The organism is Nonomuraea sp. NPDC050643 (assembly GCF_040654715.1).
Classification (GTDB): Bacteria; Actinomycetota; Actinomycetes; order Streptosporangiales; family Streptosporangiaceae; genus Nonomuraea.
This window is the reverse complement of sequence record NZ_JBFAIM010000008.1, coordinates 191,866-207,654: the sequence shown is the minus strand read 5'-3', so window position 1 is coordinate 207,654 and position 15,789 is coordinate 191,866. Positions and strand designations below refer to the sequence as shown.

The 15,789-nt window shown below is 70.2% G+C and carries 13 protein-coding genes; 7 read left to right on the top strand and 6 right to left on the bottom strand.

All coding sequences use genetic code 11. The annotated features are described in order from the left end of the window. Positions 1 to 8 precede the first annotated feature (8 nt). The 4 genes from AB0I15_RS13185 to AB0I15_RS13170 all read left to right on the top strand — a co-directional run bounded on the left by AB0I15_RS13185 (position 9) and on the right by AB0I15_RS13170 (position 4,539). A complete protein-coding gene (locus tag AB0I15_RS13185) occupies positions 9 to 746 on the top strand; it encodes a hypothetical protein (protein WP_358094166.1) in 738 nt (245 codons plus the stop codon). Between the two features lie 60 nt (positions 747 to 806). Then, entirely contained in the window at positions 807 to 1,970 is a 1,164-nt protein-coding gene (locus AB0I15_RS13180; protein ID WP_358094400.1) for an acetyl-CoA C-acyltransferase, read from the top strand. Further along, entirely contained in the window at positions 1,967 to 4,054 is a 2,088-nt protein-coding gene (locus AB0I15_RS13175) for a 3-hydroxyacyl-CoA dehydrogenase NAD-binding domain-containing protein (protein ID WP_358094163.1), read from the top strand. Before AB0I15_RS13180 ends, AB0I15_RS13175 begins: the two co-directional genes overlap by 4 nt. A gap of 101 nt (positions 4,055 to 4,155) precedes the next feature. Beyond that, positions 4,156 to 4,539 (top strand): SSI family serine proteinase inhibitor, encoded by a 384-nt coding sequence (locus AB0I15_RS13170; protein WP_358094160.1) that lies wholly within the window; start codon positions 4,156 to 4,158, stop codon positions 4,537 to 4,539. Between the two features lie 34 nt (positions 4,540 to 4,573). Here the strand turns inward: AB0I15_RS13170 and AB0I15_RS13165 are convergent, their stop codons facing one another. Together AB0I15_RS13165 and dxs are read right to left on the bottom strand one after the other, a co-directional pair. Then, on the bottom strand, positions 4,574 to 6,073 hold the full coding sequence (locus AB0I15_RS13165) for an amino acid permease (RefSeq protein WP_358094157.1): 1,500 nt from the start codon (positions 6,071 to 6,073) through the stop codon (positions 4,574 to 4,576). Positions 6,074 to 6,280: 207 nt separating this feature from the next. After that, positions 6,281 to 8,185 carry a 1-deoxy-D-xylulose-5-phosphate synthase gene (gene dxs / locus AB0I15_RS13160; protein WP_358094398.1) on the bottom strand — a complete coding sequence of 635 codons (1,905 nt, stop codon included), beginning with the start codon at positions 8,183 to 8,185 and terminating at the stop codon, positions 6,281 to 6,283. A 132-nt stretch (positions 8,186 to 8,317) separates the two neighbouring features. Here dxs and AB0I15_RS13155 point away from each other — a divergent pair, with 132 nt between their 5' ends. From AB0I15_RS13155 to AB0I15_RS13145, 3 genes are read left to right on the top strand one after another with little or no spacing between them, the layout of a single operon-like run. Then, on the top strand, positions 8,318 to 9,202 hold the full coding sequence (locus tag AB0I15_RS13155) for a neutral zinc metallopeptidase (RefSeq protein ID WP_358094154.1): 885 nt from the start codon (positions 8,318 to 8,320) through the stop codon (positions 9,200 to 9,202). A gap of 43 nt (positions 9,203 to 9,245) precedes the next feature. Next, positions 9,246 to 10,058, top strand: a complete 813-nt coding sequence (locus tag AB0I15_RS13150) for a neutral zinc metallopeptidase (RefSeq protein WP_358094151.1) — start codon at positions 9,246 to 9,248, stop codon at positions 10,056 to 10,058. 31 nt (positions 10,059 to 10,089) lie between these two features. Further along, positions 10,090 to 10,884 carry a neutral zinc metallopeptidase gene (locus AB0I15_RS13145; RefSeq protein ID WP_358094148.1) on the top strand — a complete coding sequence of 265 codons (795 nt, stop codon included), beginning with the start codon at positions 10,090 to 10,092 and terminating at the stop codon, positions 10,882 to 10,884. A 7-nt stretch (positions 10,885 to 10,891) separates the two neighbouring features. Here AB0I15_RS13145 and AB0I15_RS13140 read toward each other — a convergent pair whose 3' ends face one another. The 4 genes from AB0I15_RS13140 to AB0I15_RS13125 are packed head-to-tail and all read right to left on the bottom strand — an operon-like array spanning position 10,892 to position 15,565. Then, positions 10,892 to 12,334, bottom strand: coding sequence for an ROK family transcriptional regulator (locus tag AB0I15_RS13140; protein WP_358094145.1), 1,443 nt, complete (start codon positions 12,332 to 12,334; stop codon positions 10,892 to 10,894). 35 nt (positions 12,335 to 12,369) lie between these two features. Continuing rightward, positions 12,370 to 13,632: an ABC transporter permease gene (locus AB0I15_RS13135; protein WP_358094142.1), complete on the bottom strand. Its 1,263-nt coding sequence runs from the start codon at positions 13,630 to 13,632 to the stop codon at positions 12,370 to 12,372. Continuing rightward, on the bottom strand, positions 13,629 to 14,393 hold the full coding sequence (locus AB0I15_RS13130) for an ATP-binding cassette domain-containing protein (RefSeq protein ID WP_358094139.1): 765 nt from the start codon (positions 14,391 to 14,393) through the stop codon (positions 13,629 to 13,631). The genes AB0I15_RS13135 and AB0I15_RS13130 overlap by 4 nt, the downstream gene beginning before the upstream one ends. A 59-nt stretch (positions 14,394 to 14,452) precedes the next feature. Next, positions 14,453 to 15,565 carry a substrate-binding domain-containing protein gene (locus AB0I15_RS13125; RefSeq protein WP_358094137.1) on the bottom strand — a complete coding sequence of 371 codons (1,113 nt, stop codon included), beginning with the start codon at positions 15,563 to 15,565 and terminating at the stop codon, positions 14,453 to 14,455. Positions 15,566 to 15,789 lie beyond the last annotated feature (224 nt).

The window sequence follows — 15,789 nt, the reverse complement described above, 5'->3', positions numbered from 1 at the left end:
CCGCCATCATGACGTTCATGCTGTTGACCGAGATGGCGCCGCCCCCCGGCGCCCAGGAGGTGGCCGGGCTGCGCGCCGGCGCCAGGGCCGCGCGCCGCCGCGCCTTCGTCGCGCTCTGCGCCTCCATCGCGCTGCTGACCACCGCCCAGTTGCTCGCCGACAGGGCCGCGACCAGGGAGCAGGCGCTGCCGCTGGCCATACTGTCCCTGGCGATCTTCGGCGCCGCCCTGCCCGCGCTGGCCGTCACCCAGTACGTCTGGGGCACGCGGGCCCGCCGGGTACGGCGGCGCGAGCGCGAACTGTACGCCGTCGCCCGCTCCGGCCGGACGCGCCCCCTGAGCCGGCTGGCGGTGGCCGGCGGCTGGGCGGCGACGCTGCTGCTCGGCTGGACGGTGCCCCGCCTGTTCCGCGACGCCGCTCTTTACTCCTTCGCCGACGCCCTGAGCTGGGCCGTCGAGGCGCTGGCGGTGATCAGCGCCGCCGCGGGGGTGTTGTTCCTCCTGTGGTGGGCACGGGACGCGTTGGGGATACTGGCGCGCGCCCTGCGCTCGGGAGGATCACCTGGCGATCCATGGGACCCCGGCCACGGCGCGCGCCCGCGAGAGGGCGCGGCGCTCTGGACGGGCGCGGCCGTGGCGGTCGCGGCTCTGCTCGGAGCCCGCGCCCACCTCTGGGAGCCGGCGACCGGCGTCATCTACGCCCTGCTCACCGCGGCCCTCGTCTGCGGAGTAGTTACCGACGAGTAGCATGGGCGCGGAACCCACAAACCAGCGAGGAGCGAATCCGTGCCTTCCTCTCGTGACGTCGTGTTCGTCGACGGCGTGCGCACGCCTTTCGGCCGGTCAGGGCCGAAAGGACTGTACGCGGAGACCCGCGCCGACGACCTCGTCGTCCGCGTCATCCGCGAGCTCATCAGGCGCAACCCGGGCCTGCCGCCCGAGCGCGTGGACGAGGTGGCCATCGCCGCCACCACGCAGATCGGCGACCAGGGCCTGACCATCGGCCGTTCGGCGGCGGTGCTGGCCGGCCTGCCGAAGACCGTGCCGGGCTACGCCATCGACCGTATGTGCGCGGGCGCGATGACCGCGGTGACCGCGGTCGCGGGCGGCATCGCGTTCGGCGCGTACGACGTCGCGATCGCCGGCGGCGTCGAGCACATGGGCCGCCATCCGATGGGCGAGGGCGTCGACCCCAACCCGCGCTTCCTGTCGGAGAAACTGGTCGACCCGAGCGCGCTGGTCATGGGCATGACCGCGGAGAACCTGCACGACCGCTACCCGTCGATCGGCAAGCGGCGCGCCGACGCGTACGCGGTGCTGTCGCAGGAGAAGGCGGCCAAGGCGTACGCCGACGGCAAGATCCAGCCCGACCTGGTGCCGACCGCGATCAGGACGGCCGAGAAGGGCTGGGGCCTGGCCGTCGAGGACGAGGCGCCGCGGCCGGGCACCACGATGGAGGGGCTGGGCGGGCTCAAGACGCCGTTCCGCCCGCACGGCCACGTCACGGCCGGCAACTCCTCGGGCATCAACGACGGCGCCACCGGGTGCGTCGTGGCCGCCGCCGACGTCGCGGCCGAGCTGGGGCTGAGCCCGAAGATGCGGCTGGTGTCGTACGCGTTCGCGGGCGTCGACCCCGAGGTCATGGGCGTGGGGCCGATCCCGTCCACCGAGCGGGCCCTTCGCCTGGCGAATCTCGATATTTCGGATATCGGGCTGTTCGAGATCAACGAGGCGTTCGCCGTACAGGTGCTGGCGTTCCTCGAGCACTTCGGCATCGCCGACGACGACGCCCGCGTCAACCCCTACGGCGGCGCGATCGCCTACGGCCACCCGCTCGCCTCCTCGGGCGTGCGACTGATGACGCAGCTCGCGCGGCAGTTCGGCGAGCGACCCGACGTGCGTTACGGCATCACCACGATGTGCGTCGGCATGGGCATGGGCGGCACCGTGATCTGGGAGAACCTGGCATGAGCACGATGGACACCTGGCGGGCGCTGCTGAGCGAGCGCAACAGCGACGAGGTCGTCACCAAGGCGCTGGTGCGCGACGTGCGGCTGCCCTACGGGGCCGGCACGATGGCGCTGATCACGCTGGACAACGGCTTCGACCACACCAAGCCCAACACGTTCGGCCCGCACGGCCTGTTCGCGCTCAACGGCGCCCTGTCGGAGATCGCCCAGCGCACCGACCTGGCCGCCGTGGGCGTGACGGGCAAGCCCTTCATCTTCGCCGTCGGCGCCGACCTCAAGGGCGCCGCCTCCGTGGGCTCGCGCGAGGAGGCGCTGGCCATCGGCGCGCTCGGCCACCACGTCTTCCGCAAGCTGGGCGAGCTGCCGATCCCGTCGTTCGCGTTCGTCAACGGCGCGGCCATGGGCGGCGGGCTGGAGATCGCGCTGCACTGCGCGTACCGGACGATCTCGGCGGGCGTGCCCGCCGTGGCGCTGCCGGAGTGCTTCCTCGGCCTGGTGCCGGGCTGGGGCGGCACACAACTGCTCCCCCGCCTGATCGGCCCCGCGAAGGCGGTCAAGCTGATCATCGAGAACCCGCTGTCCCAGAACCGCATGATCAAGGGCAGGGACGCGTACGAGCTGGGCGTCGCCGACGCGATGTTCGAGCCGGCCGACTTCCTGGAGGAGTCGCTGCGCTGGGCCGCCCGGGTCGTCAACGGCGACGTCGTCGTGGAGCGGCCGGCCCACGACGGCTGGGAGAAGGCCGTCGGCGACGCGCGCTTCCTGGTGGACATGAAGCTGCGCGGCGCCTCGCCGGCCCCCTACCGGGCGCTGGACCTGATCGCCCAGGCCGAGACCGCCACCCGCGACGAGGGCTTCGCCGCCGAGGACGAGGCGCTGGCCGACCTGCTGATGAGCGACGAGCTGCGGGCCGGGCTCTACTCGTTCGACCTGGTGCAGCGCCGGGCCAAGCGGCCCGCGGGCGCGCCCGACCGGTCGCTGGCCCGCAAGATCACCAAGATCGGCGTGGTGGGCGCGGGGCTGATGGCCTCGCAGATGGCGCTGCTGTTCGCCCGCCGCCTGGAGGTGCCGGTCGTGCTGACCGACCTCGACCAGGCCCGCCTGGACAAGGGCGTGGCCTACGTCCACACCGAGGTCGGCAAGCTGCTCGGCAAGGGCCGCGTCTCCCCCGACCAGGCCAACCGCCTCAAGTCCCTGGTGACCGGCTCCCTGACCAAGGACGCCTTCGCCGACGCCGACTTCGTCATCGAGGCCGTCTTCGAGGACCTGACGGTCAAGAAGCAGGTCTTCGCCGAGGTCGAGGCCGTGGTCTCCGCCGAATGCGTGCTGGCCACCAACACCTCCTCGCTCTCGCTGACCGAGATGGGCGCCGATCTGGCCCACCCCGAGCGGCTGGTCGGGTTCCACTTCTTCAACCCGGTCGCCGTCATGCCGCTGCTGGAGATCATCAAGGGCGCCGCGACGGACGACGCCACGCTGGCCACCGCCTTCGCGGCCGGCAAAGCGCTGAAGAAGTCGTCGGTGCTGGTCAAGGACGCTCCGGCGTTCGTGGTCAACCGCCTGCTGACGTGCTTCATGGGCGAGGTCGTCGCGGCCGTGGACGAGGGCACGCCGCTGGAGACGGCCGAGCACGCGCTCGACGGGCTCGGGCTGCCGATGACGCCGTTCGCGCTGCTGCAGCTCGTCGGCCCGGCGGTCGGCCTGCACGTGGCCGAGACGCTGCACGAGGCGTTCCCCGACCGCTACGGCGTCTCGGAGAACATGGTCAAGCTGGTCGCCTCCGGCAAACCGGGCGTCTACCGGCCGGACTTCACGCTCGACCCGGAGGCGGTGGCCCTGTTCGACGGCGGCACCACGCCGTCCACCGCCGAGCAGGTACGCGTGCGGGTCCTGACGGCGCTGGCCGAGGAGATCCGCATCATGCTGGACGAGGGCGTCGTCGCGGCGGCGCAGGACATCGACCTGTGCATGATCCTGGGCGCGGGCTGGCCGTTCCATCTGGGCGGGATCACGCCGTACCTGGACCGGGCCGGGATCGCGAAGCCCCGCTTCCTCGCCCCGGGTGTGGCGTCCGTACCGGTGTGAGGTCGCGGCACCGATTTACGGGGGCCCGCACGGCGGGCCTCCGTACCCCGCCCCCACCTCCGTCGTAGCGTTTGGTGCCGTCCTACGAACGGAGAGTAACCATGATGCGAGCAGCCGGCACCCTCGCCCTCTGCGGAGCCTTCCTGCTGGGCGCCACGTCGCCCGCGCTGGCCGCGAAGCCACCCCAGGTGGAGCTCAAGATCGTCGACTCGGTCAAGGGCGGCTCGACGAAGACCGTCTGGCTCCACTGCGCGCCCGTCGGCGGCACCCATCCGAACGCCCTCGCGGCGTGCCACCTGCTGGATCAGGTGAAGGGCAGGCCGGCCCGGCTCAACGTCACGCCGAAGGCGTCCTGCACCCAGGAGGTCCAGCCGCACGCCGTGGTGATCGTGGGCCGCTGGTACGGCAAGCCGCTGCAGTGGGCCAAGGTCTTCGCCAACGGCTGTCTCATGCGGGCGGCGACCGGGGCGGTCCTGGCGATCTGAGGCCCCGCGAGGGGGCGGGCCGGAGCCCGTCCCCTCAGGGTCGACCGCGTGTCCGCTGCCGGGAGCCGCGGACCTGGTGCAGGAGCGTCGTGCCCCTGCTGTTCCAGTAGCCGAAGAGGCCGTAGACGACCAGGCCGATCAGCATCCAGACCAGGAAGCGCAGCCACGTCTGCACCGGCAGGTTGAACATCAGATAGAGGCAGGCCAGCACCGACACGATCGGCAGCACCGGCACCAGCGGCGCCTTGAACGCCCGCGGCAGGTCCGGCCGCGTCCGCCTGAGGATCACCACGCCGATCGAGACGACCACGAACGCGAAGAGGGTGCCGATGTTGACCAGCTCGGCCAGCTCGCCGAACGACACGAACCCGGCCAGCGCCATCGTCACCACCCCGATCACGACCGTGAGCCGCGCCGGGGTGCCGTAGTGCGGGTGCACCTTCGCCAGTGAGCGCGGCAGCAGCCCGTCGCGGCACATCGCGAACAGCACCCGGGTCTGGCCCATCAGCAGCACGAGCACCACGGTCGTCAGACCGGCGATCGCGCCCACGCTGATGATCCCGGCCAGCCAGGGCTGGCCGACCGAGATGAACGCGTCGGACAGCGGCGCCGTCGTGCTCAGCTCGCTGTAGCGCTGCATGCCGACGACGACGAGGGAGACGGCGACGTAGAGGGCGGTGCAGATGGCCAGCGAGCCGATGATGCCGCGCGGCACGTCGCGCTGGGGGTTGATGGTCTCCTCGGCCGCGGTGGCCACGATGTCGAAGCCGATGAAGGCGAAGAACACGATGGCCGCGGCCGAGAAGATGCCCAGCACCCCGAACGCCACCGGCGTGATGCCGAACGCCACCTGCAGCAGCGGCGCCTTCAGCCCTTCCACCAGCGGCGTGGGCACCGCCTCCGGGACGAACGGGGTGTAGTTGGCCAGCTTGAGGAAGAACAGCCCCGCCACGATGACCAGCAGCACCACCGCGATCTTCGTGACCACCAGGATCAGGTTGACCCGCGACGACAGCTTGATCCCGGCCACGAGGATCGCAGTGAGGACGAACACGATGACGACGGCCGGGACGTTCACCACGGGATCCTCACCCGCGATGGCGGCCGGCAGTTCGAGACCGACGGACTCCAGCATCGAGGCGAAGTAGCCGGACCAGCCGACCGCCACCACGGCAGCGGCCAGCGCCAGCTCCAGCATCAGGTCCCAGCCGATCACCCAGGCCGGGAACTCGCCCAGGGTGGCGAAGGAGAAGGTGTAGGCGGAGCCCGCGACGGGGATGGTGGAGGCGAACTCCGCGTAACACAGGGCCGCCAGCCCGCAGACGACGCCCGCGACGATGAACGAGATCGCCACCGCCGGGCCCGCCATCTCCTTGGCGACCTGGCCCGTGAGCACGAAGATTCCGGTGCCGACGATCACGCCGATGCCGAAGACCGTGAGGTCTGTGGCCGTCAGGCGCTTTCGTAGCTGGTGCTCAGGGGCTTCGGTGTCGCGGATCGACTGCTCGACGCTCTTCGTGCGAAAGATATCCACGGTCAGCGATATTTCCCTCACCCGTGGTGATCATGCCGATATCGGCGTGTGATCGGGACGCTTTCCCGATCGGGAACGGGCGTGGGTGACGGCGAACGATCCGCCCGCCACCCTGACCAGGCAGGACCTCGCGGCGGGCGCGGCGGTCATGGCGGGCGCGGCGGCGCCGGGGGGCGCCGGGGGGCGCCGCCGCGGTCGGCGGGATCGTCAGTGGCGGGCGGGCTCCACGGGGGAGCTGCGCTTCGCGACCGCCTCGGTGATCTGCCGGGCGAGGTCCTGCCCGGTCAGGCCGATCTGGCCGAGGATGGCGGCCCGCTTGGCATGGTCGAGGAAGCGCTGCGGAATGCCGAAGGTGCGTACGGGCACGTCGACGTCGGCGTCGCGCAGCAGGCGGGCCACCGCGTCGCCCACGCCGCCCACACGCCCGTTGTCCTCGACGACGGCGACCAGCTTGTGCGCGCTCGCGGCCAGGGCGAGCGCCTCGTCGAGCGGCTTGACCCAGCGCGGGTCGACCACGGTGGCCGAGATGCCCTGGGCGTCGAGCAGGACGGCGGCGTCCATGCAGACCTGCGCCATCGGGCCCACGCCCACGAGCAGCACGTCGGGACCGCCCTCCGCGGCCCCCTCAGGCGCGCGGAGCAGGTCCATCTCGCCCAGTCTGCCCACCGGCTCGATCGGCTCGGCGACCGGCCCCTTGGGAAAGCGCAGCACGGTCGGGCCGTCGGTGACCTCCACGGCCTCGCGCAGCAGCTCGGTCAGGCGATCGCCGTCGCGCGGCACCGCGATCCTGAGCCCCGGGACGACCTGGAGGATCGACAGGTCCCACATGCCGTTGTGGCTGGCGCCGTCGTCGCCGGTGACGCCCGCCCGGTCGAGCACCACCGTGACCGGCAGCCGGTGGAGGGCGACGTCCATGAGGAGCTGGTCGAAGGCGCGGTTGAGGAACGTGGCGTAGACGGCCACGACCGGGTGCAGGCCGCCGAGGGCGAGCCCGGCGGCGCTGGTCAGCGCGTGCTGCTCGGCGATGCCGACGTCGTAGATCCGGTCGGGGTAGGCCTCGGCGAAGGCGTTGAGGCCGGTCGGGTGGAGCATGGCAGCGGTGATCGCGACCAGGTCGTCGCGCTCCTTGCCGAGCCTGACGAGCTCCTCGCTGAACACGTTCGTCCAGATGCGGCCCTTGGGCTTCTCCGCGCCGGTGACGCGGTCGAAGGCGCCGGGCGAGTGGAACTGGTCCTCGTCGTGGTTCTCCGCGGGGGTGTAGCCGCGGCCCTTCTGGGTGAGGGCGTGCACGATGACGGGGCCGCGGAAGTCGCGGGCCTGGCGCAGGGCCGCCTCCATGGCCTGCTCGTCGTGGCCGTCGATGGGGCCGACGTATTTGAGGCCGAGGTCCTCGAACATGACCTGCGGCGCCAGGACGTCCTTGACGCCCTTCTTGAAGCCGTGCAGGGCGTCGTAGAGGACGGGAACGTTCCCGAGCTTGTCTTTGACGTAGTCGAGCATGTCCTCGTAGCGGCGGTTGACGCGCAGCGAGGACAGGTGGGAGGCGAGGCCGCCGATGGTCGGCGAGTAGGAGCGGCCGTTGTCGTTGACCACGATCACGACGGGCAGATCCTTGACGGCGGCGATGTTGTTGAGCGCCTCCCAGGCCATGCCGCCGGTCAGCGCGCCGTCGCCGATGATCGCGACGGCCGTGCGCTCGCGGTCACGGTCGCGGTCACGGCGCAGCTTGAACGCCTTGGCCAGGCCGTCGGCGTAGGACAGCGCGGTCGAGGCGTGGGAGTTCTCGACGAAGTCGTGCTCGGACTCGGCCTGGCTCGGATAGCCGGACAGGCCGCCCTCCTGCTTGAGCGCCTCGAAGCCCGCTGCCCTGCCGGTGAGGAGCTTGTGCACGTAGGACTGGTGGCCGGTGTCCCAGATGACGGGGTCGTTCGGGGAGTCGAACACGCGGTGGACGGCGATGGTGAGCTCCACCACACCGAGGTTCGGGCCGAGGTGACCGCCGAACCTGGCGCAGGCGTCGACGAGCACATCACGGATCTCCCCCGCGAGCCGCGGCAACTCCTCGACACTGAGCCGTTTGACGTCCTGCGGTCCCTTGATCGAGCCCAGCAACCCGCTCACGGATGCGACTCCCCTCTGCTCTTTTGCGCCGATCCACCGAGTCTAGTTCGCGAACGCATCACTGACTGCATCGAGTCAATTCCACCCACATATGTCCGATCTTGACCTAGTCTTTCGGAACATATGAATTACGTCTCCAAAGGCACGCTCGCGGCCCTGGTGGCCGCCGCGCTGGCACTCGCCCTGGCCGCGGCCGCTCTGGTGCTCGTGCTGGCGGACGTGGCGACGACCTCGTCGAGCCCCGTCAACGAGGCCCAGCAGTTCGCCTCGCCACCCGCGAAGGTCTCCAGCGAGAAGCTGGCGGCCGGCCTCGGCCCCGCCCTGGCGACCAAGAACCCGCTCTACAAGACCGGGCGGCTGACCAACACGAACTGCTCGCCCGGCGACCTGCCCGCGGGGAGCATGATCGCGTACCGGCGGTTCCTGACGCGGGTGACGGCCTGCCTGAACAGGACGTGGGCCGCCCAGTTCCGCAAGGCCGGCCTGCCCTTCACCAAGCCGCGGCTGCGCATCATCACCAGCAAGGTCAAGACGCCCTGCGGCGCGTGGAACACCGGCGCCGACGGCGTCTACTGCTCGACCGACCGCACGATGTACCTGATGATCAGCAAGGCGCAGCTCCGCAACCCGTTTCCGCTGGGCATCACGCGCCTGATCGCCCACGAGTACGGCCACCACGTGCAGCAGGTCTCGGGCATCTGGACCTACTACTGGACCGCCAGGTCCGTGGCGGGCAAGGCCAAGCGGCTGCAGCTTTCGCGCAACTCCGAACTGCAGGCGGAGTGCTTCTCCTCGATCTTCATGCGCACGATGCGGGGGACGTCGCTGGTCACCGAGTCGGACTGGGCGTACACGCTGCAGTGGTTCAGGAAGAACGGCGCCAAGGGGTGGCCGCAGAACGACCACGGCAAGGGGCCGACCCAGGCGGCGTGGATGGTCCGCGGCTTCACCCGGGGCACCCCGGCCGCCTGCAACACCTGGGCGGCCCATCCCCGGAACACCAATTAATCCAGCTTTACCTGGAACTCCCTCTTCACTACTGTGCCATCCCATGCGTATCCCCCGATTGGCGCTCATGGCGGGCGCCCTGGCCAGCGTGCTGTTCGCCGGCACCGCTCACGCGGCCACCCTCTCCGCGCCGGCGTACAAGCCGGCTTTAGCGAAGAGCCCGATCTACAAGACGGGCAAGCTCGGTTTCGACACGTGCGAGGAGCCCAAGGTCCAGGGCGGGAGTCTGGACGAGGTCAAGATCTACCTCGACGTCGTGCTCGACTGTCTCAACGCGGCGTGGGAGCCCAGGGTCAAGCAGGCCGGCTTCACCTTCAAGAAGCCCTCCATGCAGGTGGTCACCAAGCTCGGCGGGAAGACCGGCTGCGGGCCGTACCCGGCCGGTGCGCAGGCACTGTACTGCTCGCTCAACAACAAGATCACGTACTTGGCCTCGTCCAACCTCGTGGCCGAACCGAACGACATCATGCTGATGGCGGTGCTGGCCCACGAGTACGGCCACCACATCCAGTCGCTCACGGGCATGTTCAAGGCCAGGACGCCCTACAACGGCAAGAACGAGGCCAGGTTCCTCGACGAGAGCCGCCGCCTCGAGCTCCAGGCGGAGTGCCTGTCCGGTGTGTTCCTCGGCAGCGTGTGGCACTCGCTCGACCGCCAGGAGACCGAGTTCACCTACCTCGTCAAGAACGGCGGCACCGGCCTCGACCTGTCCGCCATCGGCGTGAAGCTGGAGAGCTGGGGCGACAAGACGCACGGCAACGCCAAGAACGTCGGCCACTGGCTCAAGCGCGGCTACGACACCGAGTCCGCGGGGAGCTGCAACACCTGGAATACGGCGAAGTCCAAGGTGTCCTAAATCACCTGTTATTGATCTATGATCCGCGATCGTGCGCATATTTCTCATAGCGGTAGCTATGTGCATGGTCGCGGGTCTGTCCGGGCCGCTTCCGGCCGGTGCCACAGCGGCGGGCCAGCTCTCGGCCCAACTCTCGGCTCAGGTCTCGGGCCGGGCTTCGGCGCAGGCCGGGCTCTCCGGGGCGATGAGCGGGGACGTCGTGCCCCAGTCGTGCGCGATCCCCAAGATCCGGACGGGAAGCGTCGCCTCGCTGAAGTCCTTCCACCGGGCGATGGCCGCGTGCGCCGACCGTTTCTGGGCCGCCAGGTTCGCGGCCGCCGGGCTGCTCTACAGCCCGCCCGAGGTCACGATCACCACGGGGAGCGACTCGGTCTGCGGGGCGATCACCGGCAACGGCGCCCAGTACTGTCCCGACCAGCGCACGATCGTCATCCGCATCATGCGGCAAGACCTGCGGGACCCGTTCAGGATGAACATCGCGCACTCCGTCGCCCATGAGTGGGGGCATCACGTCCAGCAACTCACCGGCGTGCTGGACGCGCACGGCGCCCTGTACGAGCCCGCCTCGAACGGGGCGCGCAAACTGCTGAGCCACCGGCTGGAGATGCAGGCCGAGTGCTTCGCCGGGGTCTTCTACAGCGCCACGCTCGAGTCGATCAAGCCGGACATCGGGTGGGAGGACTGGATCGAGGCGGTGGGCCTGGCCGACGAGAGCGAGATCCACGGCAAGCCGCGCAATCTGGCCTTCTGGCAGGACCGGGGGTACCGGGGCGGGGCCACCGGATTCTGCAACACGTGGACGGCCCGCAAGGGCAAGATCACCTGAAGCTCGGTCAGGCGTTGGCGCGGGCCAGGACCTCGAGCGGGTCGGACAGGACGTGGGCGAAGGCCAGCTCGGCCGCGCCGACGAGGGTGGCGGCGTCTCCCAGCGCCGAGGTGCGTAGCCGCAGCCGCTCCCGCTGGGGGGCCATGGCGTGCAGGGCGAGCTGCGTACGGACCTGCGCCGCCGAGCCGAGATAGATCTCCCGCAGCATCCCGCCGAAGATCACCATTTCCGGGTTGAAGATGTTCACCAGGTTCGCCACGCCCAGGCCGAGCCAGTCGCCGACCCGGCTGAGCGCCTCCTGGGCCACGATGTCGCCCCGATCGGCGGCCTCCACCACGGCCCGCACCGCGTCCCGGCCGTGCTGCCCCGCCTGCTGCCCTGCCTGCTGTCCCGCCGGCTGCCCGTCCGGCTGCCCGTCCGAATTCCTCGCCGACGACCCCGCCTGCCGCCCTGACGACCGGCCCGACGACCGGCCCGGCGACTGGCCCGGCGACTGCCCGGCCGGCTGACCGGCGGCCATGCCGGCCACCTGACCGGCCGCGACACCGGCCGAGTGACCCGCCTCGTGGCCCGGCCCCTGGACGGCCGAACCGGCCGCCTGGGCGGTCTGGATGCGGCCCGCCGACTCCAGCAGGGCGCGCTCCCCCACCTCCGCCTCCAGGCAGCCACGCGAGCCGCAGCCGCACGCGCGCCCTCCCGGGTTGACGACCATGTGGCCGACCTCGCCCCCATAACCGTCGTGGCCGCCGAGCAGATGGCCGCCCGCGATGATCCCGCCGCCGATGCCCACATCGCCGTGCAGGTAGATGAGGTCCCTGACCGCCGCTCCGACACCGCGGCTGTGCTCGGCGAGCGCGGCCAGATTGGCGTCGTTGCCCACGCTGACCGGCAGGCCCAGGCCGAGCCGGCGCCCCAGCTCCTCGCCGAAGGGCACGTCTTCGGCCCGCAGGTTGGGCCCGAACCTGACCACGCCGTCGGCCTTGCGCACACCCCCCGACACCGCCGCCGCCGCGCCGACGCAGATCGTGTCGGCCCGGGTCTTGCGCCGCATCTGCCGGGCGAACCCGGCCAGCACGCCGGTGAGCTCGTCCAGCTCGAAGGTGCCGCGGTCGCGTACGGACTCCCTGCGGTCGAGGATCACCCCGCCGAGGCCGACGCGGGCCGCCGCCAGCCGGTCGGGGCTGACGTCGAAGGCGAACACGTAGACGCGGGCCGACTCGGGGCGCACCACGAGCGAGGGCCGCCCGGCGCGGCCGGTCTCACGCGGCAGCTCCTCGCGTACGAGCCCGGCGGCGGTGAGGTCGGAGGTCAGCGCCATGATCGTGCTGCGGTTGAGCCCCATCTTCGAGGTCAGCTCGGCGCGCGAGATCGGCCCGCCCAGATGGACATGACGAAGCAGCGCGCCGAGGTTGTGGCGCCTGATGTCCTCTTGGGAGGGGCCGGCACGCATCGTCTGTGGTTCCTTCAGGGGCTGCGAGTCGCTGATCACCTTAGACCAGTAGCCGCCGCCCGCTTGCGCGCCAGGGCGTCAACGCCTGCGGCGAGCAGCAGAACGGACCCTGTGACCAGGTACTTCACGCTCGCCCCGTAGCCCATCAGGCCCATGCCGTTCTCGATGACCGCCACGACGGCGCCGCCGAGCACGGCGTCCAGCACCCTGCCCTTGCCGCCGAAGAGGCTCGTGCCGCCGATGACGGCCGCGCCGACCGCGTACAGCAGGACGGAGCTGCCGCCCGTGTTCGGGTCGACGGAGCTGGCCCGGGACGCGGCCACGATGCCGCCGATCGCGGCCATCGAGGAACAGATCACGAAGGCGCTGATCTTGATCCGGTCGACCGGGATGCCGGCCCGGCGGGCGGCCTCGGTGTTGCCGCCGACCGCGTACAGGTGCCGGCCGAACCCGGTGCGGCGCAGCACCAGCGTCCACACGACCAGCAGCACCAGGATGACCGGGACCACGATCGGCACGCCGGTGAGCGAGACGAGCGCGGGGTTGCGGCTGCGCTCCAGGTTGAGCGCGAACACCGCGAGCCCGGCGAAGACCGCCAGCATGCCGACGCGGAAGGCGATCAGCGACAGCGGATCGGCCACCAGCCCGCGCTTGGCGCGCTTCCTGGCGCGCAGGAGCTGCACGCCGGCGAAGACCGCCACACAGGTCGCGTACAGGGCCCAGCCGAGCCACGGCGGCAGGTTCTTGTTGGCGACGGCGACGACCACGTTGTCGCGGATGGAGATGTTGGTGCCCTCGTCCACCAGCACCAGGACCAGGCCCTGGAAGGCGAGGAACGCCGCCAGCGTGACCACGAACGACGGTATGCCCACCTTGGCCACCAGCGAGCCCAGCACCGTGCCGATGATCACACCGGTGAGGATGGCGGCGAGCACGCACACGTACCAGGGCAGGCCCATGCTGGTCAGCGTGACGGCGAGGACCGCCGCGCAGACACCGCTGGCGAAACCGGCCGACAGGTCGATCTCGCCGAGCAGCAGCACGAACACCAGGCCCATCGCGATGAGCGTGACGGCGGCGCCCTGGGTGAACAGGTTGGCGAAGTTGATGGCCGTGACGAAGGAGGGGCGGGCCACCGCGAAGACCACGCAGAGCACGACCAGGCCGAGCACGGCCGGCAGCGCGCCCATGTCGCCGCCGCGCACCCGCTGCAGGTACGCGAAGAAGCTGTTCTTGATCGATGGGGCCTGCGCAGCCGCGACGATGGCCTCACCGGGGAGTTCTTTGACCTTGCTCATGAGGTGACCCCGTTCTTGAGGCCCAGGTCGCCGCTGCGGCCGGAAGTGATCAGTTCGACGACCTGCGCGTGCGTCACGTCGGCGGTCTTGACCTGGGCGGCCATCCTGCCGAGGTAGAGCGCCGCGATCCGGTCGGAGACGGCGAACACGTCGTTCATGTTGTGCGAGATGAGCACCACGGCCAGGCCGGTGTCGGCCAGCCGGCGCACCAGCTCGAGCACCTGCGCGGTCTGGGCCACGCCCAGCGCCGCCGTGGGCTCGTCGAGGATGACGACCTTGCTGTTCCACAGCACGGCCTTGGCGATGGCGACGGTCTGCCGCTGTCCGCCGGACAGGCTGGAGACCTGCTGCCTGATGGACTTCACCGTACGGACGGACAGGCTGCTGAGCGTCTTCTCGGCCAGCTCCTCCATGCTGTCCTCGTCGAGCAGGAGCCCGCTCTTGCGCTCCCTGCCGAGGAACATGTTCTGGACGATGTCGAGGTTGTCGCACAGGGCGAGGTCCTGGTAGACGATCTCGATGCCCAGCTCGCCCGCGTCGCGGGGGCTGTGCACGTGGACCTCGCGGCCGTCGAAGAGGACCTGTCCCGAGTCGATCGGGTAGATGCCGCCGATGCATTTGACCAGCGTCGACTTGCCGGCGCCGTTGTCTCCGACGAGCGCTGTGACCTCGCCGGGGTACGCGGAGAACTCGACCTTGTGCAGGACCTTCACCGGACCGAAGCTCTTGTCGATCCCGCGCACTTCAAGGAGGGGGGTCATGTGGCTCCCTAAAGGGGGGTACGGCGCCGCGCTCGTGACGCGGGCCGTACCCCTGAGTGTTAGCTGATTCCTGCCTCGGTGCACTTCTCGGCGAAGTCACCCGTGCACAGTTCGTCCTTGGACACGTAACCGTCGGCCACGACGTCCTTGACGTTGTCGGCGTAGATGGCCTGCGGCTCGAGCAGCTCGGACGGGACGTCCTTGCCGGTCTCGGGGTCCTTCACGCTGCCGCTGGCCGTGGGCTTCTCACCCTTGGCCAGTGCCACCGCGAGCTTGGCCGCGGCGTCGGCCTCCTTCTTGACGGCCTTGTACACGGTCATGCACTGGTCGCCGGCCAGGATGTTCTGCAGACCCTGGACGGTGGCGTCCTGGCCGGTCACCGGGACCTTGCCGTTGAGGTTGTTCTTCTTCAGCACGGTGATGGCGGCGTTGCCGAGGCCGTCGTTGGCGGCCAGCACACCGGCGATCTTCGGCTGCTCGGTCAGCATCTGCTCGAAGAGCGTACCGGCCTGGGTGTTGTCCCAGTCGGGCACCGACTGCTCGGGGCCCTTGACGTAGTCGCCCGAGTCGAACTTGGGCTTGAGCACGCCGTCGTAACCGGCCTTGAACAGCGTCGCGTTGTTGTCGGTCGGCGAGCCGTTCAGGTAGGCGACGATCGGCTTTTCGGCCTTCTTGTCCGCCAGGCACTTGCTCAGGCCCTCACCCTGCAGGGTGCCGACCTTGGTGTTGTCGAAGCTGACGTAGTAGGCGGCGTCGCCGCCGAGGGTCAGCCGGTCATAGTCGATCGTGGCCACGCCTTGCGACCTGGCCTTGTCGATGACCGTCTTGCCGGTGCCGCTGTCCAGGTTCACGATCATCAGGACGGTGGCGCCGTTAGTGATCATCTGGTCGGCGATGGTCTGGAACGCCGTCTTGTCGTTCTGGGCGTTCTGAATGTCGTACTGGACGCCGGCGGCCTTGAACGCCTCTTCCAGGTACTTGCGGTCCGCCGTCTCCCACCGGGCCGAGGACTTGCTGTCCGGCAGGATGACGCCGATCTTGCCGGCCTTCGCTGCTGAGGCGGTGGCGGACGCCGTCGACGTGGATGTCTGACCGCTGTCGCCCCCGCAGGCGGTGAGACCGAGGGCGAGCGCGGCTGCCGCGGCGGTCAGGCTGAGGATCCCCTTGCGCATGGTGCAGGGTCCTTTCTTCCGGAGGGGCCCGGATGAATGTTGTTTGCGGCAACGTATTCCCGGACGGCCTGCTTTGGAAGAGGGTGGGGTGGGCGAGTTTGTTGTTTCGGGTAACAATCCAGAAACGTCGCCTCAACCTGGCCGACTCCTGCCGTTGTGGCTGAGCACGATAGTTGGCCCTTGGGCACGCTAGTTGGCCCCCAGCTGGGAGCTTGTAGCCCGAT